The sequence below is a fragment of the Kitasatospora sp. NPDC058243 genome (genome assembly GCF_042882025.1).
Taxonomy (GTDB): domain Bacteria; phylum Actinomycetota; class Actinomycetes; order Streptomycetales; family Streptomycetaceae; genus Kitasatospora.
On record NZ_JBHVWW010000068.1, the window covers coordinates 1 to 25,271 of the forward strand.

Below are 25,271 nucleotides of genomic sequence, written 5' to 3' on the forward strand. Positions count from 1 at the left end.
GCCCGCCGGCGGGAAGCTGCGCGGGATCGGCCAGGCACCCGGCGCGGGCCCGGCGGGCGCCGCGGGGGCTGCCGGTGCGATCGGTGCGGCCGGTGCGGCCGGTGCAGGGGCCACCACAGGGGCCGCCGCGACCGGCGCGGCCTGCACCGGGGCGGTCTCCACTACGGGCACCGGCGCCGTCGCCGTCGCCGGAACGGGCGCGGCCATGGTCGCCGCCACCGGCACCCCCACCGCCATCGGCGCGGCGAACCCGCCCGCCGCCGCCCGGCGCTCCAGCTTGTCCAGCCGCGCCTGCAACGACAGCTCGTCGCTGTAGGCACCCGGCAGCATCACCCGGGCGCAGATCAGCTCCAGCTGCAGCCTCGGCGCCGCGTTGCCGCGCATCTCGGTCAGCCCGGTGTTGACGATGTCCGCCGCCCGGCTCAGCTCCGCCGAACCGAACGCGTCCGCCTGCGCCTGCATGATCGCGACCCGGTCCGCCGGGGCGTCGATCAGCCCCTTCTCCCCCGCCTCCGGCACGGTGGCCAGGATCACCAGGTCGCGCAGCCGCTCCAGCAGGTCGGCGACGAAGCGGCGCGGATCGTGCCCGCCCTCGACCACCCGGTCGATCACCTGGAACACCGTCGCCCCGTCGTGCGCGCCGAAGGCGTCCACCACCTCGTCGAGCAGCGCCGAGTCGGTGTACCCGAGCAACGAGGTCGCCATCTGGTACGTCACGCCGCCCTCGGCGGCGCCGGCCAGCAGCTGGTCCATGACCGACATCGAGTCACGCACCGACCCGGCCCCGGCCCGGACCACCAGCGGGAACACCGAGTCCTCGACCTGGATGCCCTCCCGGCCGCAGACCTCCACCAGGTAGTCGCGCAGCGTGCCCGGCGGGACCAGCCGGAACGGGTAGTGGTGCGTCCGGGACCGGATCGTCCCGATCACCTTCTCCGGCTCCGTGGTCGCGAAGATGAACTTGAGGTGCTCCGGAGGCTCCTCGACCACCTTGAGCAGCGCGTTGAACCCGGCCGAGGTCACCATGTGCGCCTCGTCCAGGATGAAGATCTTGTAGCGGCTGTGGACCGGCGCGAAGAACGCCCGCTCCCGCAGCTCGCGCGCGTCGTCCACACCACCGTGCGAGGCCGCGTCGATCTCGATCACGTCGATCGAGCCGGGCCCGCCGGTCGCGAGGTCGCGACAGGACTGGCACTCTCCGCAGGGCGTCGGCGTCGGCCCCTGCTCACAGTTCAGACAGCGGGCCAGGATGCGCGCACTCGTCGTCTTCCCGCAGCCGCGCGGCCCGCTGAACAGGTACGCGTGGTTGACCCTGTTGTTACGCAGGGCCTGCTGGAGCGGAGCGGTCACGTGCTCCTGCCCGATGACCTCCGCGAAGGTCTCGGGGCGGTAGCGGCGGTACAGGGCTAGGGACACACCCCCGACGATATCGGGACGCACCGACAAACGCGTCGCCCCTCGCCTCGCCACCGTCCCCCGGCGACCGCCCGGGAACGCAAAGACCCCCCGTGCACCCGCCAGAGCCCTCTTACCCTTGCTGCCTTCCGGCCCTGGGGGGTTTCAGAGAGATAACGCCACACGAGGGGCTGACCCCCACACTACCGGATCCGAGCCCCCACGATCCACAGGCGACCCCACCCTCCCGCCTACGGGATTGCTGGTCGCGACCACCCCCGAACATGTACTAAGCTCTCCCACGGAGGATTCGCCTAGAGGCCTAGGGCGCACGCTTGGAAAGCGTGTTGGGGGCAACCCCTCACGAGTTCGAATCTCGTATCCTCCGCCGGCAGAAGGCCCGGACCGTTCCGACGGTCCGGGCCTTCGTCGTTTCGCGGCGCGGGGACACCGCTGGGTGAACTCCGCGCGCTGGGCGGTTCGGCTGCGGCATAACTTTGAGTTATGAGACTTCACTCTTCGCGCACGAGGTTCTGGGGGCGGGTCGGCGTGGTCGCCGCCGCCGCGGTGGTGTTCGGCGCCACGGCGGTGGGTGGCGCCGTCGGCCGGGCGCCGTTCCTCGGGCCGCTGAACACCGTGTCACCGGTCGCCTCGACCGTGCCCGCGAACGGGGACCAGAACCCGTACGGCACGTTCGTGGTCCAGCACAGCGTGGGCAAGCTGCGCCGCGGCAACGTCCTCATCAGCAACTTCAACAACGGGCAGAACCTGCAGGGCACCGGGACCACCCTGGTCCAGGTCAGCCCGGACGGCGCCGTCGGCGAGTTCGCCCGGATCGACCCGGCGAAGCTGCCCGGGCCCTGCCCCGGCGGGGTCGGGCTCTCGACCGCGCTGACCGTTCTGCCGGGCGGCTGGGTCGTGGTCGGCAGCACCCCCACCACCGACGGCACCTCCGCCACCGTCCAGGCCGGCTGCCTGCTGGTCCTGGACAGCAACGGGACGGTCCGCGAGACGATCGTCGGCGACGGCATCAACGGCCCGTGGGACATGACGGCCGTCAGCTTCGACGACCGCGACGAACTGTTCGTGACCAATGTGCTGAACGGCACGGTCGCGGGCGGCGGGGCCGAGGTCGACCAGGGCACCGTCCTGCGGATCACCCTGTGCCGGCAGGGCGACGCGCCGCCGCAGCGGGTCGCGACCACCCGGATCGGCTCGGGCTTCGGCCAGCGGACCGACCAGGCCGCCCTGGTGATCGGCCCGACCGGCGTCGGGCTGGGCCACGACGACACGCTCTACGTGGCGGACACCCTCGCCAACCGGATCACCGCGATCCCCGACGCCGTCCACCGCACCACCGACGCGGGCACCGGCACCACCGTCAGCACCGGCGGCCACCTCAACGGGCCGCTCGGCCTGGCCGTCGCCCCGGGCGGCGACGTCCTCACGGTGAACTCCGGCGACGGCAACCTCGTCGAGACCACCCCCGCCGGCGACCAGGTCGCCGTCCGCACGCTCGACAGCAGTGGCACCCCGCCCGGCGCCGGCGCCCTGTTCGGGCTCGCGGTCGACCTCGACCACGACGCCGTGTACTTCGTCGACGACGCCGCCAACTTCCTGAACGTCCTCCACTGACCGCAACGGGCGGCGACAGCCGGAAGACCCGGACCGCCTCACGCGGTCCGGGCCTTCGTCGGCTCCACGGCCCCGACTGGTCGGCCGGTACCGGAAGTGACTTCCGCCCTCCCGAGCTGCGCCGCGAGGTGGACTAATCGAGCCTTAGTCTCGGAATTAGTCCGGGTTAATACATAGACACCCGGACACATGGCGTGCAAGTATCTGTCCTGCCGCCAGACGGGCGACACGTCGGAGGGGAAGAAACATGACGCAGGACAGCCAGCAGTTCATCTCGGTGCCGGTGCCGGCTCAGTACGTCACGCAGGTGTACGCGTTCCTCGCGGAGCTCTCGGGGGCCGCTGCGGGGGCCGCGGTGGCGGCGGCGGCCGAGAAAGGGCCGCAGGAGGACGGCGAGTGGCCGTTCGTCGAGTGGACCGTGCAGGATCTGCGCCGGCTGACGGCCGATCCGCTGGACTCGGTACAGGCGGTGACCGGGGTGCTCGACATCCTGGCGAAGCAGCCCGGCGAGCGGGTGAGTTACACGTCCCTGGTCGAGCTGCTCGACGTGGACCGGAAGCGGCTGCGCGGCGTGCTGTCCGCGTTCACCCGGGTCGTGCACAAGCACTACGGCCGGCGGAACTGGCCGATGAGCTGGGTGGAGGCGCTCAGTGACGGGGCCGAGTTCAAGTCGGAGTTCTTCTACACGGTGAGCGAGACCACCGCCAACCGGTGGCGGGCGGTCCGCGCCCAGGGCTGACGGCACCCAGGACTGACGGCGCGCAGCCGGTTCGAGGCGGACGCCGCGGTCAGGCCGCGGTGTCCAGCCGCCGGCGCTGGTCCTCGTCGAGCACCAGGTCCAGGGCGGCCAGACTCTCGTCCAGCTGGGCGACGGAGCTGGCGCCCACGACCGGGATCGTCGGCACCGGGTGGCCCAGCAGCCAGGCGAGCACCACCTGGTTGACGGTGGCCCCGGTCTCCTTCGCCACCTCGGCCAGGGCGGCCAACTGGGCCTGCACCACCGGCCACTGGTACTTCTCGGACAGCGGCCGGTCGGGCCGGCAGTACGCGCCGCCGAGCAGCGGGGAGTACGCCAGCAGCAGCAGCTCCGGCCGCTGCGCGACGTACGACAGCAGCTCCTCGTCGGCGTGCTTCTGGATGCCGAAGTCCGCGTCCGGCCGTGGCCGGAGGTAGCTGTGGCGCTGCTGGACGCACCGGTAGCCGGGCCAACCCCGCTGCTCGGCAAGCTCGTTGGCGGCAGCCAGGTCCGCGGCGCTGTGGTTGCTGCAGCCGAGCCGGCCGACCTTTCCGTCGGCCACCAGCTCGGCGAAGGCCCCGAGGGTCTCCTCGACCGGGGTGGACGGGTCCGTCACGTGGGCGTAGTAGACGTCCACGCGGTCGGTGCCGAGCCGGCGCAGGCTGCCCTCGGCCGCGTTGTGCAGCGCAGCGGCGGACAGCCCCTCCATGTGTTCGGGGAAGGGGAGTTCGGACACCGGGCGGGCTCCCGCCTTGGTGGCGAGGACCAGTTCGGCACGGTTGCGCCGGCGGGCGATCCAGCGGCCGAGCAGTTCCTCGCTCTCGTACCCCGTCCCGCCGGGGGCCCAGAAGGCGTAGTTGTTCGAGGTGTCGACGAAGGTCCCGCCGGCCTCGGTGAACCGGTCCAGGATCGCCGTCGCGGTCTGCTCGTCCACGGTGGTGCCGAAGGTCATGGCGCCGAGGCACAGCGCGCTGGCCTTCGGTCCGTCAACTCCGAGGCTGCGGTACAGCATCAGTCATCCCTCCCAGGGGTCGGTAATGGTGGTGCGGGCCACGATCGGGGCGTGGCGCGCCGCGATCCGGTCACCAGAATCATCACCCCGGCCGCGCCCGACTCGGCCAATGCGCAGACCAGCCGGGAAACCGTCCGATTCGTTCAAGACGGGGCGTCCGGGCGCCGCCTACCGTGACGGGCATGAACAGCACACCAGCACCGCAGTTCGCCGTCGTGGGCCTCGCCGTCTCGGACCTGGCCGCCTCGATCGCCTTCTACCGGCGGCTCGGACTCGCGTTCCCCGACGGGGCCGAGCAGGAGCCGCACGTCGAGGCCGTGCTGCCGGGCGGGCTGCGCCTGGCCCTCGACCCCGAGTCCACCATCCGCTCGTTCCACCCGGACTGGCGTCCGCCGGCGGGCGGCGGCCGGACGGCACTGGCGTTCCGGTGCGCCGACCCCGCCCAGGTGGACGCGGTCTACGAGGACCTGGTCGGCGCCGGGTACCACGGCGAGTTGAAGCCGTGGGACGCCTTCTGGGGCCAGCGGTACGCCGTGGTGCACGACCCGGACGGCAATGGCGTCGACCTGTTCGCGCCGCTGCCGGGCGCCACGGACTGAGTCAACGGGGCAGCAGGGCGGTCGCCGGCATTCCCGCCAACTCCCGTACGTCGCGCGCCAGATGGGCCTGGTCGGCGTAGCCCGTCCGGGCCGCCGTCTCGGCGAGGGGCACGCCGGAGCGGGCCAGCGCGAGGGCGCGCTGCAAGCGGAGGATCCGGGCCAGGGTCTTGGGACCGTAGCCGAAGGCGGTCAGTGAGCGGCGGTGCAGTTGCCGCGCGCCGAGGCCGACCGCCTCGGCGGTCGCCGCGACCGAACGGCCGGCCGCCAGGGCATCGGCGACCGCCCGGACGAGCGGGTCCACCGGCCGCGCGTCGGCCGCCAGGCGCAGCGCCAACTCCTCCAGGGCCACGGCCGGGTCGGGCGCCGCGTCGATGCGCCCGGTGCGGCGGCGTACCTCGGCTCCGGGGCGGAGGTCGGCCAGGTCGACCCGCCGGTCGCGCAGTTCGTGTGCGGGCACGCCCAGCAGGGCGGGGGCGGCGCCGGGCGGGAGGCGGACGCCCGCCCACGGGCCGCGCAGCCCCGGTCCGAGCTGGAAGGCGCGGGTGTCCGGCCCGGCGACGAGGAGCCGGCCCTCGGTCCAGAGCAGGTCCATGCAGCCGTCGGGCAGGACGAGCCCGGCCGCGCCGCCGCCCGTGCTCCCGACGGCCCGGCGCCTCCACACGACCGCTCCCGGCAGCCTCGACGCCCGCTCCGCGTACTCGGGGGACATGAGGCCCAGGCTACGCGCCGCCACCAGGCGCCGCCGGGGGTCGGCGACACGCCGGCGGCACGCCCACGGCCCCGGCCGCGCGAGGCGGACGGGGCCGAGACGGACAGGAAAGGGCCGAACAGGACAGGGCCGGGCAGGACAGGGCAGGCTCAGCCCACCCGCTGGACGGCCTCCGCCACCTCCGCCGCGTCCTCGACCGGGCCCGCCGCCGGAGCGGTCTTCCGGCCGTCCCGCATCAGCACCAGGGTCAGCCCAGCGGCCGCCAGGACGGAGATCCCGCCCGCCGTGAAGGTGACGGAGGCCGCGGTGTTGAACGCGTCGCGCGCGGCGGCGGCCAGTCCGCCGTCCCCGGTGCTCGCGGCGAGGGCGAGCGCGTCCGTGATCGCGTGCTTCCCGGCGGCGGGCGTGTCGGTGGGCATCGAGCCGGTGAAGGTGCTGGACAGGACGGCGCCGAGGATGGCCACGCCCAGCGCGGAACCGGACTGCTGGATGGTGTCGTTGAGCGCGGAGCCGACACCGGCGTGCTCACCGGGGATCGCGCCCATCAGCGCGTTGGACGCGGCCGGCATCGCGAGGCCGGAGCCGGCGCCCAGCACCAGCATGGCCAGGGCGACCTTGGCGAAGCCGTCGCCGACCGAGAGCGTGGCCAGCAGCCCGAACCCGGCCGCGATGATCAGCATGCCGGCCGAGGTCGTCACCCGCGGGGCGACCTTCTTGCTGAGCACGGCGCCGAGGGCGTTGAACACCAGCGAGGCGACGGCCAGCGGGAGGAACGCCAGGCCGGTGTCGGTGGCCGAGAACTTCAGCACGAACTGCAGGTACTGGGTGAGGACCAGCATCAGGCCGCCGGTGGCGAAGGTCAGCAGGACGAGCGAGAAGCTGGCCCCGGTGAACACCCGGTTGCGGAACAGCTTGAGCGGGACCATCGGCGAGTCGGTCCGGACCTGGCGGACGGCGAACCCGGTCAGCGCGAGCACCCCGACGACGAGCGTGCCGAGCGTGCCGGGGCTGGTGATGCCGTCCCGGGGCAGCACGGTGATCGACCAGACCAGCGCGGTCATCCCGGTCATCGAGAGCACCATGCCGGGCAGGTCGGGCCGGCGCCACGGCCCCCTGGACTCCGGCATCAGCACGACCGCCGCGATGACGGCGACCACTGCGACCGGCACGTTGAGCAGGAAGACCGCGCCCCACCAGAAGTGCGCGATCAGCGCACCGCCGAGCACCGGCCCGCCGATCATGCCGATCATGGCCACCGCGCTCCACGCGGCGATCGCCTTGGGCCGTTCCTCGTCGTCGAAGACGGTGATCAGGATGGAGAGCGTGCTCGGCATGACCAGGGCTCCGCCCACGCCCATCAGCACGCGTCCGGCGATGAGCTGGCCGGGGCTGTCGGCGACGGCCGCGACCAGGGAGGCGGCGCCGAACACCACCAGCCCGATGATCATCATCTTCCGCCGGCCGAACCGGTCGGAGAGGCTGCCCGAGGTGAGCAGCAGCCCGGCGAAGACCAGGATGTACGAGTCGATGATCCACTGGATGTCCTCGGCCCCGGCCCCGAGGTCCGCCGCGATCTGCGGGATGGACACCGTGAGCACCATGTTGTCGACCACCAGCACCAGGCTGCTGAGACAGAGCACGACCAGGATGAGCCAGCGGCGCGGATGTCGGTCCACCGCGGTCCCCCTTCGAAGTGAGCGCGCCGGCCGTAGCCGGACGGAAGTCGTCGCGGGTGCACCGCGGTCCGTCCCCACGGCCGCGGTGCACCTCGATCCGCACACCGTGCGGACGCCACACACTGTACGGAGACCGCACAGCGTTCGCAAAGCCGTACGGTGTGCGGCGCGGCTTATGCTGAACGGAGCAGCCGAGCCGAGCACAGGCGGGCGAAGACCGAGAGGAGGGCCGGATGCCGGCCAGGTCGAAGGACGCGCCCGGGACACCGTGGAGCCGCCCCGAGCGCCCCCGGCGCGAGCAGCCGGCGCTCAGCCGGGCCCAGATCGTCGCGGAGGCACTCGCCATCCTGGACAGCGACGGCATCGAAGCCCTGAGCATGCGCAAGCTCGGCGCCCGCCTCAACGCCGGCGCCACCTCGATGTACACCCACGTCGCCAACAAGGACGAACTGCTCGCCCTGGCCGTCGACGAGGTGTTCGGCAAGATCTGGATCCCGGCGGTCACCGACACGAACCCGGCGGACTGGCGCGCCACCGTCGCCGAGTGCGCGGGCAGCGTGCGCCAGGTCATCCTGCGCCACCCGTGGATGGTGTCGGTGATCGGCGACCTGGGGCTCGTCTACTTCGGGCCGAACTGGATGCGCCTCTCCGAGGCCCTGCTCACCTTCCTGGAGGCAGCCGGCTTCACCCCGATGGAGGCCAGCGACGCGATGAGGGCCCTGCTCGGCTATGTCATCGGGACGGCCAGCGTAGAGGCCTCCTGGCTGAGCGCACTGGCCCGGCACGGCCGGGAGGAGCAGGGCTGGATGGACGAACTCCTGCCCGCCATCATCGAGGCCACCCGGGACTTCCCGCGCCTGCACCGCCTCTACACCACCGACGCCAACGGGGTGACCGACGGCTCCCGCGACAGCGGCTTCACCAACGGCATCCGGCTGATCCTGGACGGCATCGAGGCCACTCGGCAGGCCCGGCCTGCCAGTTGACGGGACGTCAGTTCCGGCTCAGCGCCCGGGCCCCGACGTAGCCCGGCCCCGAACCGACCTCGCCGCCCGCACCACCGACCGGGCCGCCGGGGCGGGCAGTCGGTGGTGCGGGCGGCCGGTGGTGCGCAGCACCCTCCGGTCAGCCCAGGGCCGCCACCCCGGCGGCCGGAGCCGCGCCGGCCAGCGGCGGGCGCAGCGAGGCCGTGCCCAGGCCGGTCGGGCCGAGCGGCACCGCGGCGGGCACGGGCAGTTCCTCGACCGCCGCCCCCGCCCTGAGCTGCCGCTCCGCGCCGAAGTGCCGCAGCAGGTCCTCCTCGCGGTACCGGCGGCAGTCCCGGTGCCAGACCAGGATGCCCGCGAGCCAGTGCTCCAGCTCCTTCACGTACCCGTCCAGCAGCTCCCGCGCTTCCGGCTCCAGCGCGAAGTCGTCGTACAGGACGGGGAGTTCCTTCGCCGCGACGTGCTGGAACTGGTCCAGCCGGGAGTGCATCAGGTCGTCGACGATCCGGACCGCCGACGGGTAGTCGCAGTTGAAGAAGTTCTGCACCACCAGGACGGCGTTGTGCACCTCGCCCTCGTACTCGACCTCCTTCTGGTACGAGAACAGGTCGTTCATCATGCACGCGTAGTCCGCGGCCGAGTTCTCCAGCGAACGCATCGAGCCGTGCTCGTGCACCCCGGGCGGCACGGCCTTCCCGTGGGCGAGCCGGCACAGGCTCATGGTGAGGTCGGAGCCGAAGGTGGCGCGGCGCATCTCCAGGTAGTCCACCGGGTCCGGAATCCGGTTCTGCACCTGGTTGTTGAGCTCCCAGATCCAGCTCGCGGTCATGTCCTCGACGGTCTGGCGGAACGTCCGCCGGGCGTCCGCCGTCATCGGGCCGGCGGTGCGCTCCCAGATGTCGGCGAGGCCGCGTTCCAGGGCGTTGGCGGGCTCGGGCGCGGGGCTGCCGTCCACCGGCATGAACAGCGGGAGCCGCTCGTTGGCGAGCTTGGCGCCGGCCAGGTCGCGGGTGCGTCCGAAGACCGCCGGGTAGTAGTCGTCGGCCCAGGTCCCCCAGGCCAACCAGGCGGAGGAGACGTCGAGTTGGTCGGCGGTGGCGTTCGGGTGGATGCCGGCCGCGCAGAGCGGGAGGTCGTAGTCCCGCATGGACGCGGCGTCCCAGATGCCGGATCCGGGGATGCCGGGCTGCTCCGCCAGCAGGCCCATCCGCTCGGCCCACTCGATCACCCGCTCCCGCGCGCCGCCCAGGTGCGGGTTCAGGGTGGCCTCGAACGGCAGCTTGAACTCGGGCAGTCGGGACGGTCCGACGGGCTGGTACGGCACGTGGGCGTGCGACCGGGCCCGCCGGACGGCCGGTCCGACGCCGCCCGGGCCGGCCTGGCCGGCCGCAGGTCCACCGCCGCCCATCGCCGTGCTGCGCAGGATGTCCAGCGCCGAGGTGCCCACCCCGCCGATCGCGAACGGGTCCCACCAGTTGCCGGTGCCGGGCAGCGCGCCGCCCGTTCCCGCCGCGACGCGGCCGCCCGAACCGGCCGCCGCACCACCGCCGTTCATGTACCGGCTGGAGCGCATGTGCCACTCGTGGCCGCCGGACTGCCAGTCCTGGAGGCCCTTGACGTACGCCAGCACCCGGGCGCGGCCCTCGGGGGCGAGCCCGGTCTCGGCGAACAGCACGGGCAGTTCGGTGAACACGGTGTTCTCGAACTGCTGGAGCCGCGAGGTGAGCAGGTCGTTGACCGCCTCGGCGGCCTCCTGGGTGGAGCACTCCAGGAACTTCTCCAGCACCAGGATGCCGTTGCTCAGCTCGCCCTCGTCCTCCACCTCCCGCTGGTAGGAGAAGATGTCGTTGCGCAGGTGCACGCCGTCCGAGAAGGCGTCCATCAGCACCCGCAGCGCGCGCGAGCCGGAGACCTCCTTCGGGACCTCGGCGCCGGCCGCGTACTCGACCAGCTGGGCGGACCAGGGCGCACCGCCCACCTTGCGGCGCATCTCGATGTACTCGACCGGGTTGGAGATCCGGCCGGCGTTGATGTTGGCGAGCTCCCAGAGCGACTCGTTGAGCAGGTTGCGGGTGCTCTCGGCGAAGCGGATCCGCCAGTCCTCGCCCATCACCGGCACGGTGCGCCGCCACAGGTCGGCCAGGCCCGCCTCGACCGGGTTCTCCGGCTCCGGCATCGGGGTGGCCGGGTCGGCCGGCATGAACAGCGGCAGCCGGTCGAGGTGCGCCTTGCCGGCCTCGCGGTCGTTGCTGCGCTTGAACATGTCGAGGAAGTGGTCGTCGAAGAAGAAGACCCACACGTACCAGTCGGTGACCAGCGAGAGCGCCTCGGCGGAGGCGTCGGGGTGGGTGTAGGCGCAGAGCAGGCCGTAGTCGTGGGCGTCCAGGTCGGCCTGGTCCCAGATGCCGGAGCCCTCCAGCATTCCCATCTCCCGTGCCCAGACGGAGGAATGGGCCCGCGCCTCGTCCAGATGGGGGTTGAGGCGTGCCGGGTGCGGCAGGTAGAAGGACGGCAGTTCGAACGGCTGGGTCACGGCGGGCGAGCCTTTCTGGACGCGTCGATTGCACCAAGAATGGCCCGCCGGCAGGTCGCCGCACCGGCGCAACGGAAACAGTCATACAAGATGACCTACTCGCTCGAACCCCCCACTCGAACTTCCGCCCGAATGCGCGGTCCCGACTGGATCGCACGCACGGGTCGTACGCTCGCCGACCTCCGGTCCCGCTGCGCCGCCCCTCATCCTCAACCCTCGTGCCAGTCCTCGGATCCATGCCCGGTCCCGTGCGAAGTACCGCTCGCAGCGAATCCGTTCAACCCGCTGTCGACCTTGCCCCAGGAACCAAACGGGCCGTCACTACGGTCCTCTGCCGGACGTTGCTGACCTGGAACCGCCCCTGCGCCTCCATCACCGTCCCCACGCAGACTCTCCCGGATCAGCGACGCCTGATTCGGACGGCCCATCGCATCGGTGAACTCCGCCACTCGGTGCGCGTAGAGCCTCCGCTCGGGGGAGTCCTTCATCAGATCGACGTCATCCAGCAGCTGGTTCAGCGGCCCGACCACCCGCGGCCCCGTTCCGGACCCGTTCGGCCCCTCCGGCCCAGGAGTCCTCGGAGACCACGGCGCAGCCCCGTCTTCCCCCTCATCGCCCCCGCGAGGCCACCTGGGCGTCACATCGTCCTGGAAGGGACCCGCCTCATCGATCGGCCGCGGAACCAGGTGCTCGTACAACTCATCCACAGCCTCGTTGTTGGCCGCCGCCGACAGTTGCGCGAGCGGACCGATCATGTCGACGGCCTGTACGACCTCGTCGTCATGACGCGCCAGCCACCACACCACCGCGCTGCCAGGCGATTTCAGGACGTCCTCGCCGAGGTAAGCCCGCTTGCTCTGCTCGTACCGCCGCTCGTGCTCCCAGACCTCCTCCGTCTTCCGCACCTCGGACAGCTTCCCCAGCCGGCTGCGGTCATCCTCCGGAAGGCTGAGCGAAACCCGTCCACCCATGACCTCCACCAGGGCCGAGGGGTCCTGGCCCTGAATCCCGAGCACACCGTTCAGCTGGTGCCGGACCAGGTCGAGCCGCCCCGGATCCTCCTTCTCAGTCACCTCCCGCGCGCGGGAGAGCACGGTCTCGATCGCCAGACTGGCGGGACTGGCGTGCACCAGGCCGGTCATGTTCGGGATCGGGCGCCACCAGACCGTCACCGAGAAGATGAAGTCGTAGTCTGGGACCCGGCTGGGCAGCGCCACCCGGTCCACCCGGGCCTCCTCATACGGGGGCTCGTCCGACTCCGAATCGGCATCCGTCCCCACCTCAGCCTCCGACTCCGGGGCTCGTGCCATGGCCAGCAGGGCCGCCAACACCGCAGCCACCACCGCTGGCACCGCCCAGAGCCAGACCGGCCACCGTGCCGACAGGCCGAGAACCACGGTGACTGTCCCGGCCGCGAGGGCCAACCCGACGAGCGCCGCCTTCCCAGCGCCCTTCACCTGCCTCTCCCCTCGGTCGATTCGGCCGAGGACAGGTCCAACGGCTCGATGCCCTGCGCGCGGTCGATCTTCCGGTGGAAGCGCGCCGCCACGTCGGCTCGGCTTACAGATGCCAGTGCCTCATCCGACGTGGCTGCCCAGTCGTACGCCAGAAGGTAGTAGCGGCTGAGCACGGCGATCCGCCGGTCAGCGGTGTGAAGACGGTCAGCGGCATCAATCAGGATCTCCATCAGCTGCTCACCCCCATCCTCCGCCGGCCGAGCGGCCGAGAGCCATGCCTCGACCCCCGACACCCACAACTCCGTTGGTGCCACCGCAAGGACCCCCGCCCAACCCCGCGCGAGCACTTCCTTCGACGCCTCGACGGGCAGTGGATCCACCAACGCCAGAAAGATCTCGACGTCCGGCCGCCAGGGCTCCGACCGCTCCAGGCCCTCGCACACCCGGCCCAGCAACCGCGGATACAACCGTCTGTCCGTGCGGGCCAGTTCGAGCAAGGCCTCCCGGGCATAGTGCGAGCCGTTCACCTCCTCCCTCCGCGCGAGGTGGTGCAGCCGGACGAGTGCCTGACCGGGGTGGTGAGGAGCCATGACGTCAACGCAGATCTGTACCAGCCCCCGCACCAGGCCGGGATGGATTCCCGGGTCGATCGACCAGTCGTAGATCCTCATCCGGAAGTCCGAGCCCCAACGCTCGTCCATGAGCCCCTGCCTCAGCACCACCAGCGCCTCCGGAAGCAACCCGGTCCCCTCCATCCACGCTTCCACGAGGTCCGTCAGCGAACGGAAGTCACCAACGTTCAACACCTGTTCGGCGAAGCGGCCGACCAGACGCTGCCGCTCGGCCGGATCCAGCCACTCCGTCGCCCTGACCGCATCATCGACCCAGGTCCGGAACGTCTGGCGCAGGTCCGGGTAGTACAGCCAGAAATGTGCGCGAACGGCTGACCCGTACGCCAGTGCCTTGAAGCGAATCCGCCCCTCGATCACCTCCACTCCCAGCTCACTCAGGCGTTGGTTCAGATCGGTGCGGTCGAGCCGGGGACGCTCGTCCTCCGGGTAGTCGACCCTCGACAACAGCCGTTCGGATAAGCGGAACACCGAATCGACCGGCGCCCCGTCCAGCATCGCTGCGGTGAACAGCAGCGCCCGCTGGCGCCCGTCGTTCAGGCTGGCGATCTGCACGGCCGCCTCCCTGCCGCGCTCCCGGAGGGCCACAAGAGCCAGGCCGGCCCACGTATCGAATTCACCGCCTTGCGAGCGGGCCTGGATCACCAGTTCGGACAGCTGCTGCAACTCCCGCATGGGAGAGCTCCCCAGAAGCTCTCCCAGAACCGACCTGTCCAGCATCGAGCGCGACACCTCGATGTCCGCCCGACGCAGGTGCCGTTGCAGTACCGCACCGCCGTTCGGACGACCGATCGACACCACCAGCTGGCGGAACTCCGACCGCAGGAGATGGTCGTGTTCCGGAGGCAGGACCACGGCTAGCCAGCCGCAGCAGCGCTCCACCCTGCCCCAGTACGTCTTCAACAGTGCCTGCGCGTCGACGAACTTCTCCTCGGACACGTCCGACAGGTCGAAGAGAACGCGCTCGCCCTTTGCCAGGTCGGTCGGCTCATCCTGCAGACCGTCCAGGGAGATCTCACGGAACGGGTCCTCAGCCTTACCCGCCTGGTGCAGCAGCACGGCAGCAGCGGTCCGGCGTCCAGCTCCGGAGGGCCCGGACACGAGGACGGACGAGCCGGGCGTCTTCAGCTTCTCGATCGCGCTTCCGTAGCCGGACGGAGCGATGAATCGCCGGCTCAACCAGCGCCTGTGTTCGAGCGCCACCCGCAGCGGATCGCCGCCGCTGCGGATCAGTCGCTCCCCAGCGTCGTAGCGGTAGTAGAAGTTGTATTGGGCCCCGTTGCCCGTGTGCGTCTGTCCCTGGACGTTGTGGATCCGTGTCCCGTCCTCGTGGTAGGTCACCGCCGCCGCTCCTCGCGGTCACGGCGGTCGCCGAACTCCTGGTTGACGTTTCCGCGTTCGAGGTAGTTGCCGCCGTCACCGTGGAACTCGACACTGCCGTGTCGGATGGTGTTGTGCTGATCTCCGCCCCCGGTGTGCACCTGGCCGCTCGCGTTGTTGATGAACGTCCCCACGTCGCCGCCCACAGTCCCGACGCCTCCGCTCTGCTCGTGCCGGTAGTCCTGAGCCTGTACCACGCTGCCGTCAGTCCGGCCCACCTGGTTGCGGGTGCTTTCGGCACTGCCGGCGTTCGCGATCCGCCGCTCGGCCGCCGCGAGTTCGGGGATCGCCTCGGCAAGGTCGTCGCCGATCCGGTTGAGGCCGGTCTCCGCGTCACGGGTGTCAAGACGGCGATACTGGCATTCGGCCAGCTCGGCGATCTCCGGGGGGAGATCGTGCCGGTCAAGCCGTGTGGTGCGGCCGACGAGCACCGGCACGACGAGAGCTCCGCTCTCGAAGGCCTCGGCGATCTCCTTCCGGGTCCAGTCCTCAGGATCGTCCAGCGCGCGCCGCCCGTCCGCCGTGCGGGCCTCTCCCCAAAGCGGGCCGATGACCGCGATGAGCACGCTGCTGCGGCGGACGGCGGTGAGTAGTTCCTGGGGGAAGCGTCGACCGATCTTGATGGACTTGCTGGCGCGGAAAACCCGATCGCTGCCGAAGCGCCGGGAGAGCTCTCGCTCGATCAGGGTGGCGGCGGCTTCCTGGTCACTGGTGCGGTAGTTGACGAAGATGTCGGGCATGACGGGTCACCTCTCTGGTGGATGTCGGATGGGGACCGGCCGTGGACGGGCCGAGGCTTCACGTGGTCTACGGGTGTAGCGCGTGGGCTAGCAGGGGCTGGAGGTCCCGTACCGCCCGGCCGGTCCGGAACCGGTTCAGCTCACGGGCGAGCCGCTGCACGTCGGCCCGGATCGTGGCCGACCGCAACGCCGGGACCAGCGGCAGGAGGACTGAGGCGACCTCGCTGGCACGCTCCGGCTCCCCGGCGGCGGCGTGCGCAAGGGCGCGTCGAAGGCCGTAGCGGGCTCGGCTGCGGACAGCCTGTGCCGGAATCCTCGGGTACTCGCGGTCGAGCACCTCGGCCGCTGGTCCAGGGCGACCGAGGTCGTACAGACACCAGCCGGTGACCATGGAGGCCGGGTCGGCCAGGTTCGTGGTACCGAGGACGGGTGTGCCGCCACCGTCCTCGACCTCGGCCTTGGCCAGCAGGTCGCGGGCGCGATCGAGACTCCGCAGGCAGGCGGTGTGGTCCCCGGCGAGAGCGTGCCCCTGGGCTTCGCGCTGAGCAGCGAGGCCGCGGATTCTCGGTGGCAGGCCGCTGGTCTGCGCGGGCCCGACAAGCTGTACGGTCTGGGTCGCATCACCTGCGTAGAAGGCGACGAGGGCGCGCCGGACCAGGGCATACGAGGCGAGGTCGCGGTCGCCACCGGCCTCGGCAAGGTCGACGGCCCGGGCGGTCCATCGAAGCGCAGATGGATTGTCGCCTGCTTCCTGGGCCATCCAGCCGGCGTACTCCGCGAACCGAGCGGCCAGCACGAGTAACCGGCCGTGGTTCGCGCCACCGGCCTGCATGGCGAGTTCGCGCAGGGCGTGTGTCTGGGCTGTGAGCAGGGGAAGCAACGTGCCGGGGTGGCTGGACTGGCCGAGGCGCCGCATCTGGTCGAACTGGGCGCGGAAGATCTCCACTGGGGCCGAGTCCGTCACCGCTTCCGCTGTGGCGACGAACGGTAGGGAAGCTGGGGGCCCGCACCCGAGCAGAGAAGTGGCCCCGGCGGCGAGCAATTGCCGCCGTCTGAGCTCTCCGGACCAGCGAACGCCGCCGCGTTCGATCCGGAACAGCGGCTCCTCGTCTTCGGTGACCACCTCCTTGTCGAGCCGTGTCGGCTCAGCCGGGAGAAGTTTCTCCAGCTCGCCACCAGCGGCGAGCTGGGCGTCGCAGCGGCGGGCAAGCTCGGGCGGTGGCGCCTTGTGGCCGCGTTCGATCTTGCTGAGGTGACCTTTGCTGTAGCTGAGCAGTTCGGCAAGCCGGGTGAGCGTCAGCCCGGCTGCGAGTCGGCGCCTGCGCAGCTCCGGGCCGAACCCATTCGAGCTATTAGACATGGCCATGCCAATCCTTCTTCTGGAATCCGACCGTCCACGGTTTCGCATCTTGGGCCGGAAGCGGCCTCCCCTCGCTTCCGCCTGAATCTTGGCATGCGATCGAGCCGGTGAAACGGGGAATGTCAGGGTTTCCCGTTTCCTCTTTCCTGCTCGAATGACCATGCGAACAAAAAGAGTTAGCGACATATCCATGCACGAGAGCCCGCAGCGCGAACAGGCAGTTCGCCGACCCGGCTTCGAGGGCCAACCGGACGGACGACAGCACCGAGGTGCCCGTGGCCGACGCGGGCAAAAAGTACTCCGCCGGCTCTCCCGACCGCCGGATCGGGCGTCTCGGGCGGTCGCTCCGCCAACGAACAAGCCAGCTACGCCAAGGCCCTGGAACACCAAGACTTCCCCTGCTACGGGCGTGTTGACCGCCTCCGCCCCCGCCCCGTCCACCAGACTGGGCGCCGACCCGACGTCAACTCCGAGGAGGGCAAGCCCATGAACGTCACCGTCCGGCTCGCACAGCAGCCCGAGGCCGACGAACTGCTCGGACGGAGTGCGCTGGCCGCGCTCGTCGGCATGTTGCTTGACCAACAGGTGCCGATGGAATGGGCGTTCACCGGTCCGCTGACCATCGCCCAGCGGCTCGGACGCAACGACCTGGACGCCCGGGAGATCGCCGTGTACAACCCGGAGGAGTTCGTCGCCCTCCTGTCCGCGAAGCCCGCCGTGCACCGCTACCCGGCCGCGATGGCCAAACGGGTCCAGCAGCTCTGCCAGTTCCTGGTGGCGCAGTACGACGCCGACGCCGCCGCGCTCTGGAAGGACACCCGCACCGGCAAGGAACTGCTCAGCCGCCTCAACGCCCTGCCCGGTTTCGGCAAACAGAAGTCGCAGATCTTCCTGGCCCTACTCGGCAAGCAGTACGGCGTGCGGCCGGAGGGCTGGCGCGAGGCGGCCGGCGTGTACGGCGAGGAGGGCGCGCACCGCTCGGTCGCCGACATCACCGGGCCCGAATCCCTCGACCTGGTACGGGAGTTCAAGCAGGAGATGAAGCGCGCCGCGAAGGAGGCCAAGTCCGCGGCGAAGACCACGACCCGGACGACGGCGGTGAGCACGGCCGGGGCGCGCTGAAAACCGATCGCCCGGCCGGCCCCGCCGGGAACCGTTGCCGAGCCGCCGAGGAGTCCACCGCCGTACGGTCCACGGCCTCCCAGGATGCGCTGAGGGCCCCGGTCGCGCCGCGCGACCGGGGCCCTCAGCAGTGCCTGTCAGGCCAGGACGGACTCCCGCTCGTCCGTCGGATCCGCCGCACCCGCCGTCGCCGGCGCGTCCACCGCACCCGCCGCATCCGCGCCGGCCGGCGCGACCGCCTTGCGCCGCGGCAGCGCGAACATCAGCAGGAACACCACCAGCAGCGCCCCCGCGACCCACCACATCGCGTGGACGAACGCCCCGCCGAACGCGGTGCCCATCGCCTCCGGCGCGACCACGTCGTCCATCGCCCCGAAGAAGGCCACCGACACCAGCGCGAGCCCCAGCGCGTTCCCCATCTGCTGGACGGTGTTGATCAGCCCCGACGCCGAACCGGCGTGTGCGCGCGGCACCTCCGCCAGGATCGCGTCGGTGATCGGCGCGACGATCAGGCCCATCCCCAGGCCCATCACCACCAGCGGCAGCGCCATCTGCCAGGGCGCGATCGCCGTCCCGTACCGGTCCGCCTCCCAGATGTACGTCAGCACGCCCGCCGCCATCACCAGCGCGCCGGTCTGGAGCACCCGGCGTCCGAACCGGGGCACCAGCTTCTGCACGGACAGCCCGGCCGCGGCCGAGACGGCGAGCGAGAACGGGATGCCGGTGGAGCCGGCCTTGAGCGGGCTCCAGCCGAGGCCCAGCTGCATGTACAGCGTCCAGACCAGGAAGAAGATCCCGCAGACCACGCCGAAGGCCAGCTGCACGCCGATGCCGGCCGCGAAGCTCTTCACCCGGAACAGCGACAGCTCGACCAGCGGCGAGCCGTCCCGCCGCGTCTTGGCCTTCTCGTACGCCACGAACAGCGCGAACACCACCAGGCTGCCGGCCATCGACAGGTAGCCCCAGAGCGGCCAGCCGGCCTCCCGCCCGTGCGTCAGCGGGTAGATCAGCATCAGCAGGCCGACGCTCGCCAGCGCCACCCCGACCAGGTCCAGCTTGAGCGCCCGCTCGGCCTTCGACTCGTCGATGAAGCGGCGCCCGAGCAGCAGCCCGGCGATGCCGACCGGCAGGTTGATCAGGAAGATCGGGCGCCAGGCCAGGCCGAACAGGTCCCACTCGGTGAGCAGCGCGCCGATCAGCGGCCCGGAGACGGCGCCCAGCCCGACCACCGCGCCGAACATGCCGAACACCTTGCCGCGCTCCTCCGCCGGGAAGGTCGCGTGGATGATCGACAGCACCTGCGGCACCATCATGGCCGCCGTGCCGCCCTGGAGCACCCGCATCCCGACCAGCATCTCGGGGCCGGAGGCCAGGCCGCACAGCGCGGACGCCACGGTGAACCCGCCGATGCCGATCAGGAACAGCCGCTTGCGGCCGTAGATGTCGCCCAGCCGACCACCGGTGATCAGCCCGATCGCGAAGGCCAGCGCGTAGCCGCCGGTGACCCACTGGATGGCGCTGAAGGAGGCGCCGGTGTCCTCCTGGATGCTGGGGATGGCGATGTTGACGATGGTGACGTCCACCAGGTCCATGAAGGAGGCGACCATCACGATCGCCAGCGCGATCCACCTCCGTCGGTCCGCGTCCGCGGTCTTCATTCGGTACTCCTCATCCGTCCTGCTCGTCCTGCTCGTCCTGCTCGTCCTGCTCGCGCTGCTCGCACTGCTCGTCGGCACGTCCACGAGGGTACGGGGCATATAGGTCAGATCCTGTCCCAGTTGTCCGGCATCCTGGACGGCATGACGGACACCCCCGCACGGCTGCTGAACCTGCTGTCCCTGCTGCAGACCCCGCGCGAGTGGCCCGGCAGCGAACTCGCCGAACGGCTCGGCGTCAGCCCCCGGACGATCCGGCGCGACATCGACCGGCTGCGCGACCTCGGCTACCCGGTGCAGGCCACCATGGGTGCGGTCGGCGGCTACCGGCTGGTCGCGGGGACGGCGATGCCGCCGCTGCTGCTGGACGACGAGGAGGCCGTCGCCATCGCGGTCGGACTGCGGGCGGCCGCCGGGCACGCGGTGGTCGGCATAGAGGAGGCCTCGGTCCGCGCCCTCGCCAAGCTCCTCCAGGTGCTGCCGGGCCGCCTGCGGCACCGGGTGGGCGCGCTCAACACCGCCACCATGCCACTGCTCACCGGCGACGGCCCGACCGTCGACCCGGACGACCTCACCGTGCTCGCCGGCGCCGTCACCAACCGGGAACGGCTGCGCTTCGCCTACCGGGCCGGCGACGGCGCCGAGACCAGGCGCAACGTCGAACCCGAGCGGCTGGTCTCGGCCGGCCGCCGCTGGTACCTGGTCGGCTACGACCTGGACCGGGACGACTGGCGGCTCTTCCGCGTCGACCGGCTCAGCGAACCCCGCGCCACCGGCGCCCACTTCACCCCGCGCCCGCTCCCGGCCGAGGACGCCGCCGCGTACGTGGCGGGCAAGCTGCGCCGCCAGTCACCGGCCCGCGCCGTGGTCGCCACCGTGCACGCCCCGGCCGCGAACGTCCGACGGCACTTCGCCCGGGGGGACTCCGAGATCGAGCCGATCGACGAGCACCGCTGCCGGTTGCGCTCCCGCACGGACTCCCTGGAGTGGACGGCGGTGCGGCTGCTGACGCTGGACTGCGAGTTCGAGGTGCACGAGCCGCCGGAGCTGATCACCCACCTGCGCACCCTGGCCGCCCGCGCCGACCGGGCCACCCGCGCGGGCGGCTAGGGCCCGCCCGGCAGGATCCGCCGGGCAGGCCCTAAGCCTCGATCCGGTACCAGCAGTCCCCCGCGCGGAACCACAGCGCGCCGTCCCGGCCGTGCGCCCGCACCCGGTCGAGCGCGCCGGGCACGCTCAGCTGCCGGCGCCGGGTCTGCTTCCACTCCTTGCCGATCAGCTGGTACCAGGTCAACTCTCCACCGCTGGAAAGGAAGACGCCCTGCCCGCCGCGGATCGCGAAGCCGACCGGCAGCCGGACCGGGCACGGCACGGTGGTCGACGGCCGGTCGACCGCGTCGATCCGGGTGAGGTGGCTGACCGACGAGCTCGGGTACCAGGCCAGCCAGGCGCTCCGGCCGTCGGTCGCGCCGGCCAGGCCCTCCAGCGGGTAGGACGGCAGCTTGTCCGGGCTCCACACCACCCGGCCCCGGGTGTCGGCGGCCCGCAACCCGGCGGCCGCCATCGGGTGGTCGCCGTAGATGCCCTCGTCCCCGTAGGCCATCCAGATCCGGCCGTCCAGGTCGGTCACCAGCACCTGGACGTCGTCACCGAGCGCGAGCTCCCGTTCGAGCGCCCCGTCCGCGCCGTACACGGCCGCGTTGGGCAGCCATTCCTCCCCGTCCTGCTCGGCCCGGTACCCGGCCAGCAGCACCCGGCCGCCCGGCAGCAGCCCGAGGTGGTCGGGCGAGCAGGAGACGCCGGACAGCGGCACCCGCCACTCCCCCTGCGGCGCGGCCACGACCACCTCGCCGTCGAACGGCAGCCGGACCGGCGGCCAGGATCCGGCCGGCGCCAGGTGCTGCTCCGGCACCACCAGGAGGGCCAGTTCCCCGGCCGGCCCGACCGTCCAGGCCACGGCCCTGCGACCGGCCGACCGGTCCTCCTCGGGCAGCCGCCAGACCTCGACCGGATCGTGGCCCACCGCGCTCAGACCCCGTACTCGGCGGTGAGCAGCGCCCGCCCCAGCGTGTGGAAGGTCAGGTGGAAGCCGATCTGGGCCGCCGGGGTGTCGGCGGAGACGTCCAGCTTCTCGACGTCCAGGGCGTGCACCGCGAAGACGTACCGGTGCGGGGCGCCGGGCGGCGGGGCGGCGCCGTCGTACTGGTGGCCGGGGAAGTCGTTGCGGCCGTGGAAGGAGGCCGCGCCGGGCAGGTCGTCGTCCGAGGAGCCGGCGCCGCGCGGCAGTTCGACCGTGTCGGCGGGCAGGTTGAGGGCGAGCCAGTGCCACCAGCCGGAGCCGGTGGGCGCGTCCGGGTCGTAGCAGGTGACGGCGACGCTGCGGGTGCCCTCGGGCAGCCCCGACCAGGCCAGTTGCGGCGACCGGTTGCCGCCGGCGTGGCTGAACTCCCCGTCCAGTGTGCCGCCGTCGGCGATGTCCTGGCTGGTCAGCGGGAAGGACGGCACCTGCGGCAGGAAGTCGTACGGCAGCGGCGGGCGAACGCTCATGGGGTGGTCACCTCTCAACGGGCCGTGGACGGCCTCGGGCTGAAGGACGCTGAAGAACACGGTCCGACGGGCACGGCCTGTCGGACACGGTCTGTCGGACACGGCTCACTGTAGTGGGGTGCCCGTCCGGTCCGGCCGCCCCGATCCGGTCGCCCCTCGTTCGGGCCCGGTCCGCTCAAATCGCCAGGTATAGACCAATCCGGCCCCTGCGGCTAGCGTGGACAGCGCACCCGCCCCCAGCTCCGGAGCCGCACCGTGGAGTCGTCCGTCCTCGCCTTCGCCACCGACCTGCTCGACGAGGGCGCCGACACCTTCTTCGGCAACCTCGCCGACCGCGCCGGGGTCGGCGGCGTCACCCTCGCCTCGGTCTACCACGAGGCCCGGGACGTCTTCCCGCACAACCCCCGCCGGGTGATCCGCTACCTGGAGCCGGGCGCGGCGTACTTCCGCCCCGATCCGGCCCGCTGGCGGGGCCGCCGGCTCGCGCCCGCCCCGTCCACCGCGATCGGCGACCGCGACCCCTTCGCCGAGGCCGCCGCCGAGACCCGCCGCCGGGGGCTGAAGCTGCACGCCTGGACGGTGTTCTGCCACAACGACCGGCTCGGCTTCGCCCACCCGGACTGCGCCCCGGCCAACGCCTTCGGCGACCGCCACCTCACCGAGCTCTGCCCGGCCCACCCGGAGGTCCGGGAGTACGCGCGGACCCTGGTCGCCGAGCTGGCCCGGTACGGCGTGGACGCGATCCGGGCCGAGTCCCTGCACTTCCACGGGCTGCGCCACGGCTACCACCACGAGCGCTACTTCGAGGAACTGGGCGCGGGCGCCGAGGCGCTGCTCGGCATCTGCTTCTGCCCGCACTGCCGCGCCGCCGCCACCCGCGCGGGCGTCCCGGCGGAGGAGGTCGCGGAGGCCGTCCGCACCGAGCTGCGCCGCCGGCTGGCCGACGAGGCGGCCGCCGCCGAGCCCGCCGACCTGAGCGCGCTCGCGGACGGCGCCCTGGCCGCCTACCTGGACGCCGCCACCACCACCGTCACCACGCTGGCCGCCGAACTGACCGAGGAGGCCCGGCGCCACGGCATGCGGCTGAGCTTCATGGACGGCGCCGGCCCGGGCAAGGGCTGGCTGTCCGGCATCGACCTGCCCGCGCTCGCCAAGGCGGCCGACCAGATCGAGACGCTCGGCTACGCGAAGACCCCGGAGGCCGTCCGGGAGAAGATCGCCGCGTTCGCCCTGCACGGCGTCCGCCCGCAGGACATGGCGGTGATCCTGCGGCCGATGGCCTCGGACTGCGACGGCCCGGCGAACCTCGCCGCCAAGATCGCGACCCTGCGCGAACTGGGCGTCCCCGAGGTCGAGTTCTACAACTACGGCCTGATGCGGCTGTCCTCGCTCGACCGGATCGGCGCCGCCCTGGCCGGGTAAGGCTCCAGTCCTGCGGGGCCCGGCCGCTACCGCCGCCGCTTGGACGTCCCGAACAGGCTGCGCGAGATCTCCTGCCCGAGCTGCTTCCCGGCCGAACGTGCCAGGGACTTCACCGTCGGGTTGCTGAGCAGCGAACCGAGCAGCCCGCCCGCCCCCTTCGGCTCCTCCCGCCGCGGGGCGGGCTCCCGCTCCTTCGGCACCCTGGCCGGTGCGGCGGCCTCCGGCCTGGGCGCCCGCGCTGCCCGCGCGGCCAGCTTCTCGTACGCCGACTCCCGGTCGATCGCGTCCCGGTAGCGCGCCGTCAGCGGCGAGGCGTCGACGACGGCCCGCAGCGCGCCCGCCTCGATCGGCCCCATCAGGGACTGCGGCGCCCGCAGCCGGGTGGCCGCGACCGGCGTCGGCGCGCCCTTCTCGGAGAGCACCGTCACCACGGCCTCGCCGGTGCCGAGCGAGGTGAGCACCGCGCCGAGGTCGTAGGAGGAGCGCGGGAAGGTCGAGACGGTGGCCTTGAGCGCCTTGGCGTCGTCCGGGGTGAAGGCGCGCAGCGCGTGCTGCACCCGGTTGCCCAGCTGCGCGAGCACGTCGGAGGGGACGTCACGCGGGGATTGGGTGACGAAGAAGATGCCCACGGCCTTCGAGCGGATCAGCCGGACGGTCTGGGTGATGGCCTCCAGGAAGGCCTTGGAGGCGCCCTTGAACAGCAGGTGCGCCTCGTCGAAGAAGAACACCAGCTTGGGCTTGTCCAGGTCGCCGACCTCGGGCAGTTCCTGGTAGAGGTCGGCGAGCAGCCACATCAGGAAGGTGGAGAACAGCCGCGGCCGGTCCTGGACGGCGGGCAGTTCCAGCACCGAGACGACGCCCCGGCCGTCCGGGGCGGTCCGCAGCAGTTCGGCGGTGTCGAACTCGGGCTCGCCGAAGAACGCCCCGGCGCCCTCGTTCTCCAGCAGGGTGAGCGCGCGCAGGATCACCCCGGCGGTGGCCGACGAGAGGCCGCCGATGGTCCTCAGCTCCTCCTTGCCCTCGGGCGAGGCGAGGAAGGCGATGACGGCGGTGAGGTCCTTGAGGTCGTACAGCTCCAGGCCCTTGGTGTCGGCGTAGTGGAACACCAGGCTGAGCGAGGACTCCTGGGTCTCGTTCAGGTCGAGCACCTTGGCGAGCAGCAGCGGCCCGAAGCTGGTGACGGTGGCGCGGATCGGGATCCCGGCGCCCTGGCCGCCGAGCGAGTAGAACTCGACCGGGCAGCCCTGTGGGGTCCACTGCTGTCCGACCTCGGCCGCGCGGGCGGCGGTGCGCTCGCTCGGCGCGCCGGGCGCGGCGACGCCGGAGACGTCCCCCTTGACGTCGGCGAGGAACACCGGCACGCCCTGGGCGGAGAGCTGTTCGGCGATCAGCTGGAGGGTCTTGGTCTTGCCGGTGCCGGTGGCGCCGGCGACCAGCCCGTGCCGGTTGAGCACCCCGAGCGGGATGCGCACCTGGGCGTCCGGGTAGGCGGTGCCGTCCAGCAGCACCGCGCCGAGGTCGAGGGCGGGCCCGGTGAAGGCGTACCCGTCGGCGATCTCCCGGACGGCCGGCGGGGTGAGGGCGGAGGACATCGGGGCACTCTCCTGGGCGGTGCGGGGAGGCGGGGCGGGCCCGGAACCCGGTCCCGGGCGGGCCGTGTCCCGATCGGAACCCGGCG

At 72.0% G+C, this 25,271-nt stretch carries 20 protein-coding genes, 1 tRNA gene and 1 other RNA gene; 8 read left to right on the top strand and 14 right to left on the bottom strand.

Annotation, left to right across the window (positions count from 1 at the left end; translation table 11 throughout):
- Both ACFVX9_RS32190 and ffs read right to left on the bottom strand, forming a co-directional pair.
- Positions 1-1,416 (bottom strand): DNA polymerase III subunit gamma and tau (locus tag ACFVX9_RS32190; RefSeq protein WP_387984959.1); only part of this gene is annotated, 1,416 nt, incomplete at its 3' end.
- An 81-nt stretch (positions 1,417-1,497) separates the two neighbouring features.
- Positions 1,498-1,588: signal recognition particle sRNA small type (ffs, locus tag ACFVX9_RS32195), an RNA gene on the bottom strand.
- Between the two features lie 110 nt (positions 1,589-1,698).
- Between ffs and ACFVX9_RS32200 the strand changes: the two genes are divergently transcribed.
- The 3 genes from ACFVX9_RS32200 (at position 1,699) to ACFVX9_RS32210 (ending at position 3,769) form a co-directional block, all read left to right on the top strand.
- Positions 1,699-1,783 (top strand) — tRNA-Ser (locus ACFVX9_RS32200).
- 116 nt (positions 1,784-1,899) lie between these two features.
- Positions 1,900-3,030 (top strand): hypothetical protein, encoded by a 1,131-nt coding sequence (locus tag ACFVX9_RS32205; RefSeq protein WP_387984962.1) that lies wholly within the window; start codon positions 1,900-1,902, stop codon positions 3,028-3,030.
- Positions 3,031-3,277: 247 nt separating this feature from the next.
- A complete protein-coding gene (locus ACFVX9_RS32210) occupies positions 3,278-3,769 on the top strand; it encodes a hypothetical protein (RefSeq protein WP_380374508.1) in 492 nt (163 codons plus the stop codon).
- Positions 3,770-3,818: 49 nt separating this feature from the next.
- Here ACFVX9_RS32210 and ACFVX9_RS32215 read toward each other — a convergent pair whose 3' ends face one another.
- Entirely contained in the window at positions 3,819-4,778 is a 960-nt protein-coding gene (locus tag ACFVX9_RS32215) for an aldo/keto reductase (RefSeq protein WP_387984965.1), read from the bottom strand.
- Positions 4,779-4,960: 182 nt separating this feature from the next.
- Here ACFVX9_RS32215 and ACFVX9_RS32220 point away from each other — a divergent pair, with 182 nt between their 5' ends.
- Entirely contained in the window at positions 4,961-5,377 is a 417-nt protein-coding gene (locus ACFVX9_RS32220; protein ID WP_380479297.1) for a VOC family protein, read from the top strand.
- A 1-nt stretch (position 5,378) separates the two neighbouring features.
- Here the strand turns inward: ACFVX9_RS32220 and ACFVX9_RS32225 are convergent, their stop codons facing one another.
- Positions 5,379-6,086 carry a helix-turn-helix domain-containing protein gene (locus ACFVX9_RS32225; protein ID WP_387984969.1) on the bottom strand — a complete coding sequence of 236 codons (708 nt, stop codon included), beginning with the start codon at positions 6,084-6,086 and terminating at the stop codon, positions 5,379-5,381.
- A gap of 149 nt (positions 6,087-6,235) precedes the next feature.
- Complete coding sequence (locus tag ACFVX9_RS32230) at positions 6,236-7,762, bottom strand: MFS transporter (protein WP_387984972.1); 1,527 nt, start codon at positions 7,760-7,762, stop codon at positions 6,236-6,238.
- Between the two features lie 233 nt (positions 7,763-7,995).
- Between ACFVX9_RS32230 and ACFVX9_RS32235 the strand changes: the two genes are divergently transcribed.
- A complete protein-coding gene (locus tag ACFVX9_RS32235; RefSeq protein WP_063348641.1) occupies positions 7,996-8,748 on the top strand; it encodes a TetR/AcrR family transcriptional regulator C-terminal domain-containing protein in 753 nt (250 codons plus the stop codon).
- A 139-nt stretch (positions 8,749-8,887) separates the two neighbouring features.
- Here ACFVX9_RS32235 and ACFVX9_RS32240 read toward each other — a convergent pair whose 3' ends face one another.
- The 5 genes from ACFVX9_RS32240 to ACFVX9_RS32260 form a co-directional block, all read right to left on the bottom strand.
- A complete protein-coding gene (locus ACFVX9_RS32240) occupies positions 8,888-11,281 on the bottom strand; it encodes a germacradienol/geosmin synthase (protein WP_387984975.1) in 2,394 nt (797 codons plus the stop codon).
- 209 nt (positions 11,282-11,490) lie between these two features.
- On the bottom strand, positions 11,491-12,738 hold the full coding sequence (locus ACFVX9_RS32245) for a hypothetical protein (RefSeq protein ID WP_387984978.1): 1,248 nt from the start codon (positions 12,736-12,738) through the stop codon (positions 11,491-11,493).
- Positions 12,735-14,708 carry a hypothetical protein gene (locus ACFVX9_RS32250; RefSeq protein ID WP_387984981.1) on the bottom strand — a complete coding sequence of 658 codons (1,974 nt, stop codon included), beginning with the start codon at positions 14,706-14,708 and terminating at the stop codon, positions 12,735-12,737. The genes ACFVX9_RS32245 and ACFVX9_RS32250 overlap by 4 nt, the downstream gene beginning before the upstream one ends.
- Positions 14,705-15,487 carry a toll/interleukin-1 receptor domain-containing protein gene (locus tag ACFVX9_RS32255; protein ID WP_387984984.1) on the bottom strand — a complete coding sequence of 261 codons (783 nt, stop codon included), beginning with the start codon at positions 15,485-15,487 and terminating at the stop codon, positions 14,705-14,707. Before ACFVX9_RS32255 ends, ACFVX9_RS32250 begins: the two co-directional genes overlap by 4 nt.
- A gap of 67 nt (positions 15,488-15,554) precedes the next feature.
- A complete protein-coding gene (locus ACFVX9_RS32260) occupies positions 15,555-16,847 on the bottom strand; it encodes a helix-turn-helix domain-containing protein (protein ID WP_387984987.1) in 1,293 nt (430 codons plus the stop codon).
- Positions 16,848-17,333: 486 nt separating this feature from the next.
- Between ACFVX9_RS32260 and ACFVX9_RS32265 the strand changes: the two genes are divergently transcribed.
- Positions 17,334-17,969 (top strand): HhH-GPD-type base excision DNA repair protein, encoded by a 636-nt coding sequence (locus ACFVX9_RS32265; RefSeq protein WP_371518035.1) that lies wholly within the window; start codon positions 17,334-17,336, stop codon positions 17,967-17,969.
- 137 nt (positions 17,970-18,106) lie between these two features.
- On the opposite strand, the gene ACFVX9_RS32270 is transcribed toward ACFVX9_RS32265, so the two are convergent.
- Positions 18,107-19,627 (bottom strand): MFS transporter, encoded by a 1,521-nt coding sequence (locus ACFVX9_RS32270; protein ID WP_380374524.1) that lies wholly within the window; start codon positions 19,625-19,627, stop codon positions 18,107-18,109.
- 141 nt (positions 19,628-19,768) lie between these two features.
- Here ACFVX9_RS32270 and ACFVX9_RS32275 point away from each other — a divergent pair, with 141 nt between their 5' ends.
- Positions 19,769-20,734, top strand: a complete 966-nt coding sequence (locus ACFVX9_RS32275; RefSeq protein WP_387985025.1) for a helix-turn-helix transcriptional regulator — start codon at positions 19,769-19,771, stop codon at positions 20,732-20,734.
- A gap of 31 nt (positions 20,735-20,765) precedes the next feature.
- Here ACFVX9_RS32275 and ACFVX9_RS32280 read toward each other — a convergent pair whose 3' ends face one another.
- Together ACFVX9_RS32280 and ACFVX9_RS32285 are read right to left on the bottom strand one after the other, a co-directional pair.
- Positions 20,766-21,647, bottom strand: a complete 882-nt coding sequence (locus tag ACFVX9_RS32280) for a hypothetical protein (RefSeq protein WP_380426428.1) — start codon at positions 21,645-21,647, stop codon at positions 20,766-20,768.
- 5 nt (positions 21,648-21,652) lie between these two features.
- Complete coding sequence (locus ACFVX9_RS32285; RefSeq protein WP_387984990.1) at positions 21,653-22,171, bottom strand: YbhB/YbcL family Raf kinase inhibitor-like protein; 519 nt, start codon at positions 22,169-22,171, stop codon at positions 21,653-21,655.
- A gap of 255 nt (positions 22,172-22,426) precedes the next feature.
- On the opposite strand from ACFVX9_RS32285, the gene ACFVX9_RS32290 reads away from it, so the two are divergent.
- On the top strand, positions 22,427-23,593 hold the full coding sequence (locus ACFVX9_RS32290) for a hypothetical protein (RefSeq protein ID WP_387984993.1): 1,167 nt from the start codon (positions 22,427-22,429) through the stop codon (positions 23,591-23,593).
- Between the two features lie 26 nt (positions 23,594-23,619).
- On the opposite strand, the gene ACFVX9_RS32295 is transcribed toward ACFVX9_RS32290, so the two are convergent.
- Positions 23,620-25,185, bottom strand: coding sequence for a helicase HerA-like domain-containing protein (locus tag ACFVX9_RS32295; protein ID WP_387984996.1), 1,566 nt, complete (start codon positions 25,183-25,185; stop codon positions 23,620-23,622).
- Positions 25,186-25,271: the final 86 nt, after the last annotated feature.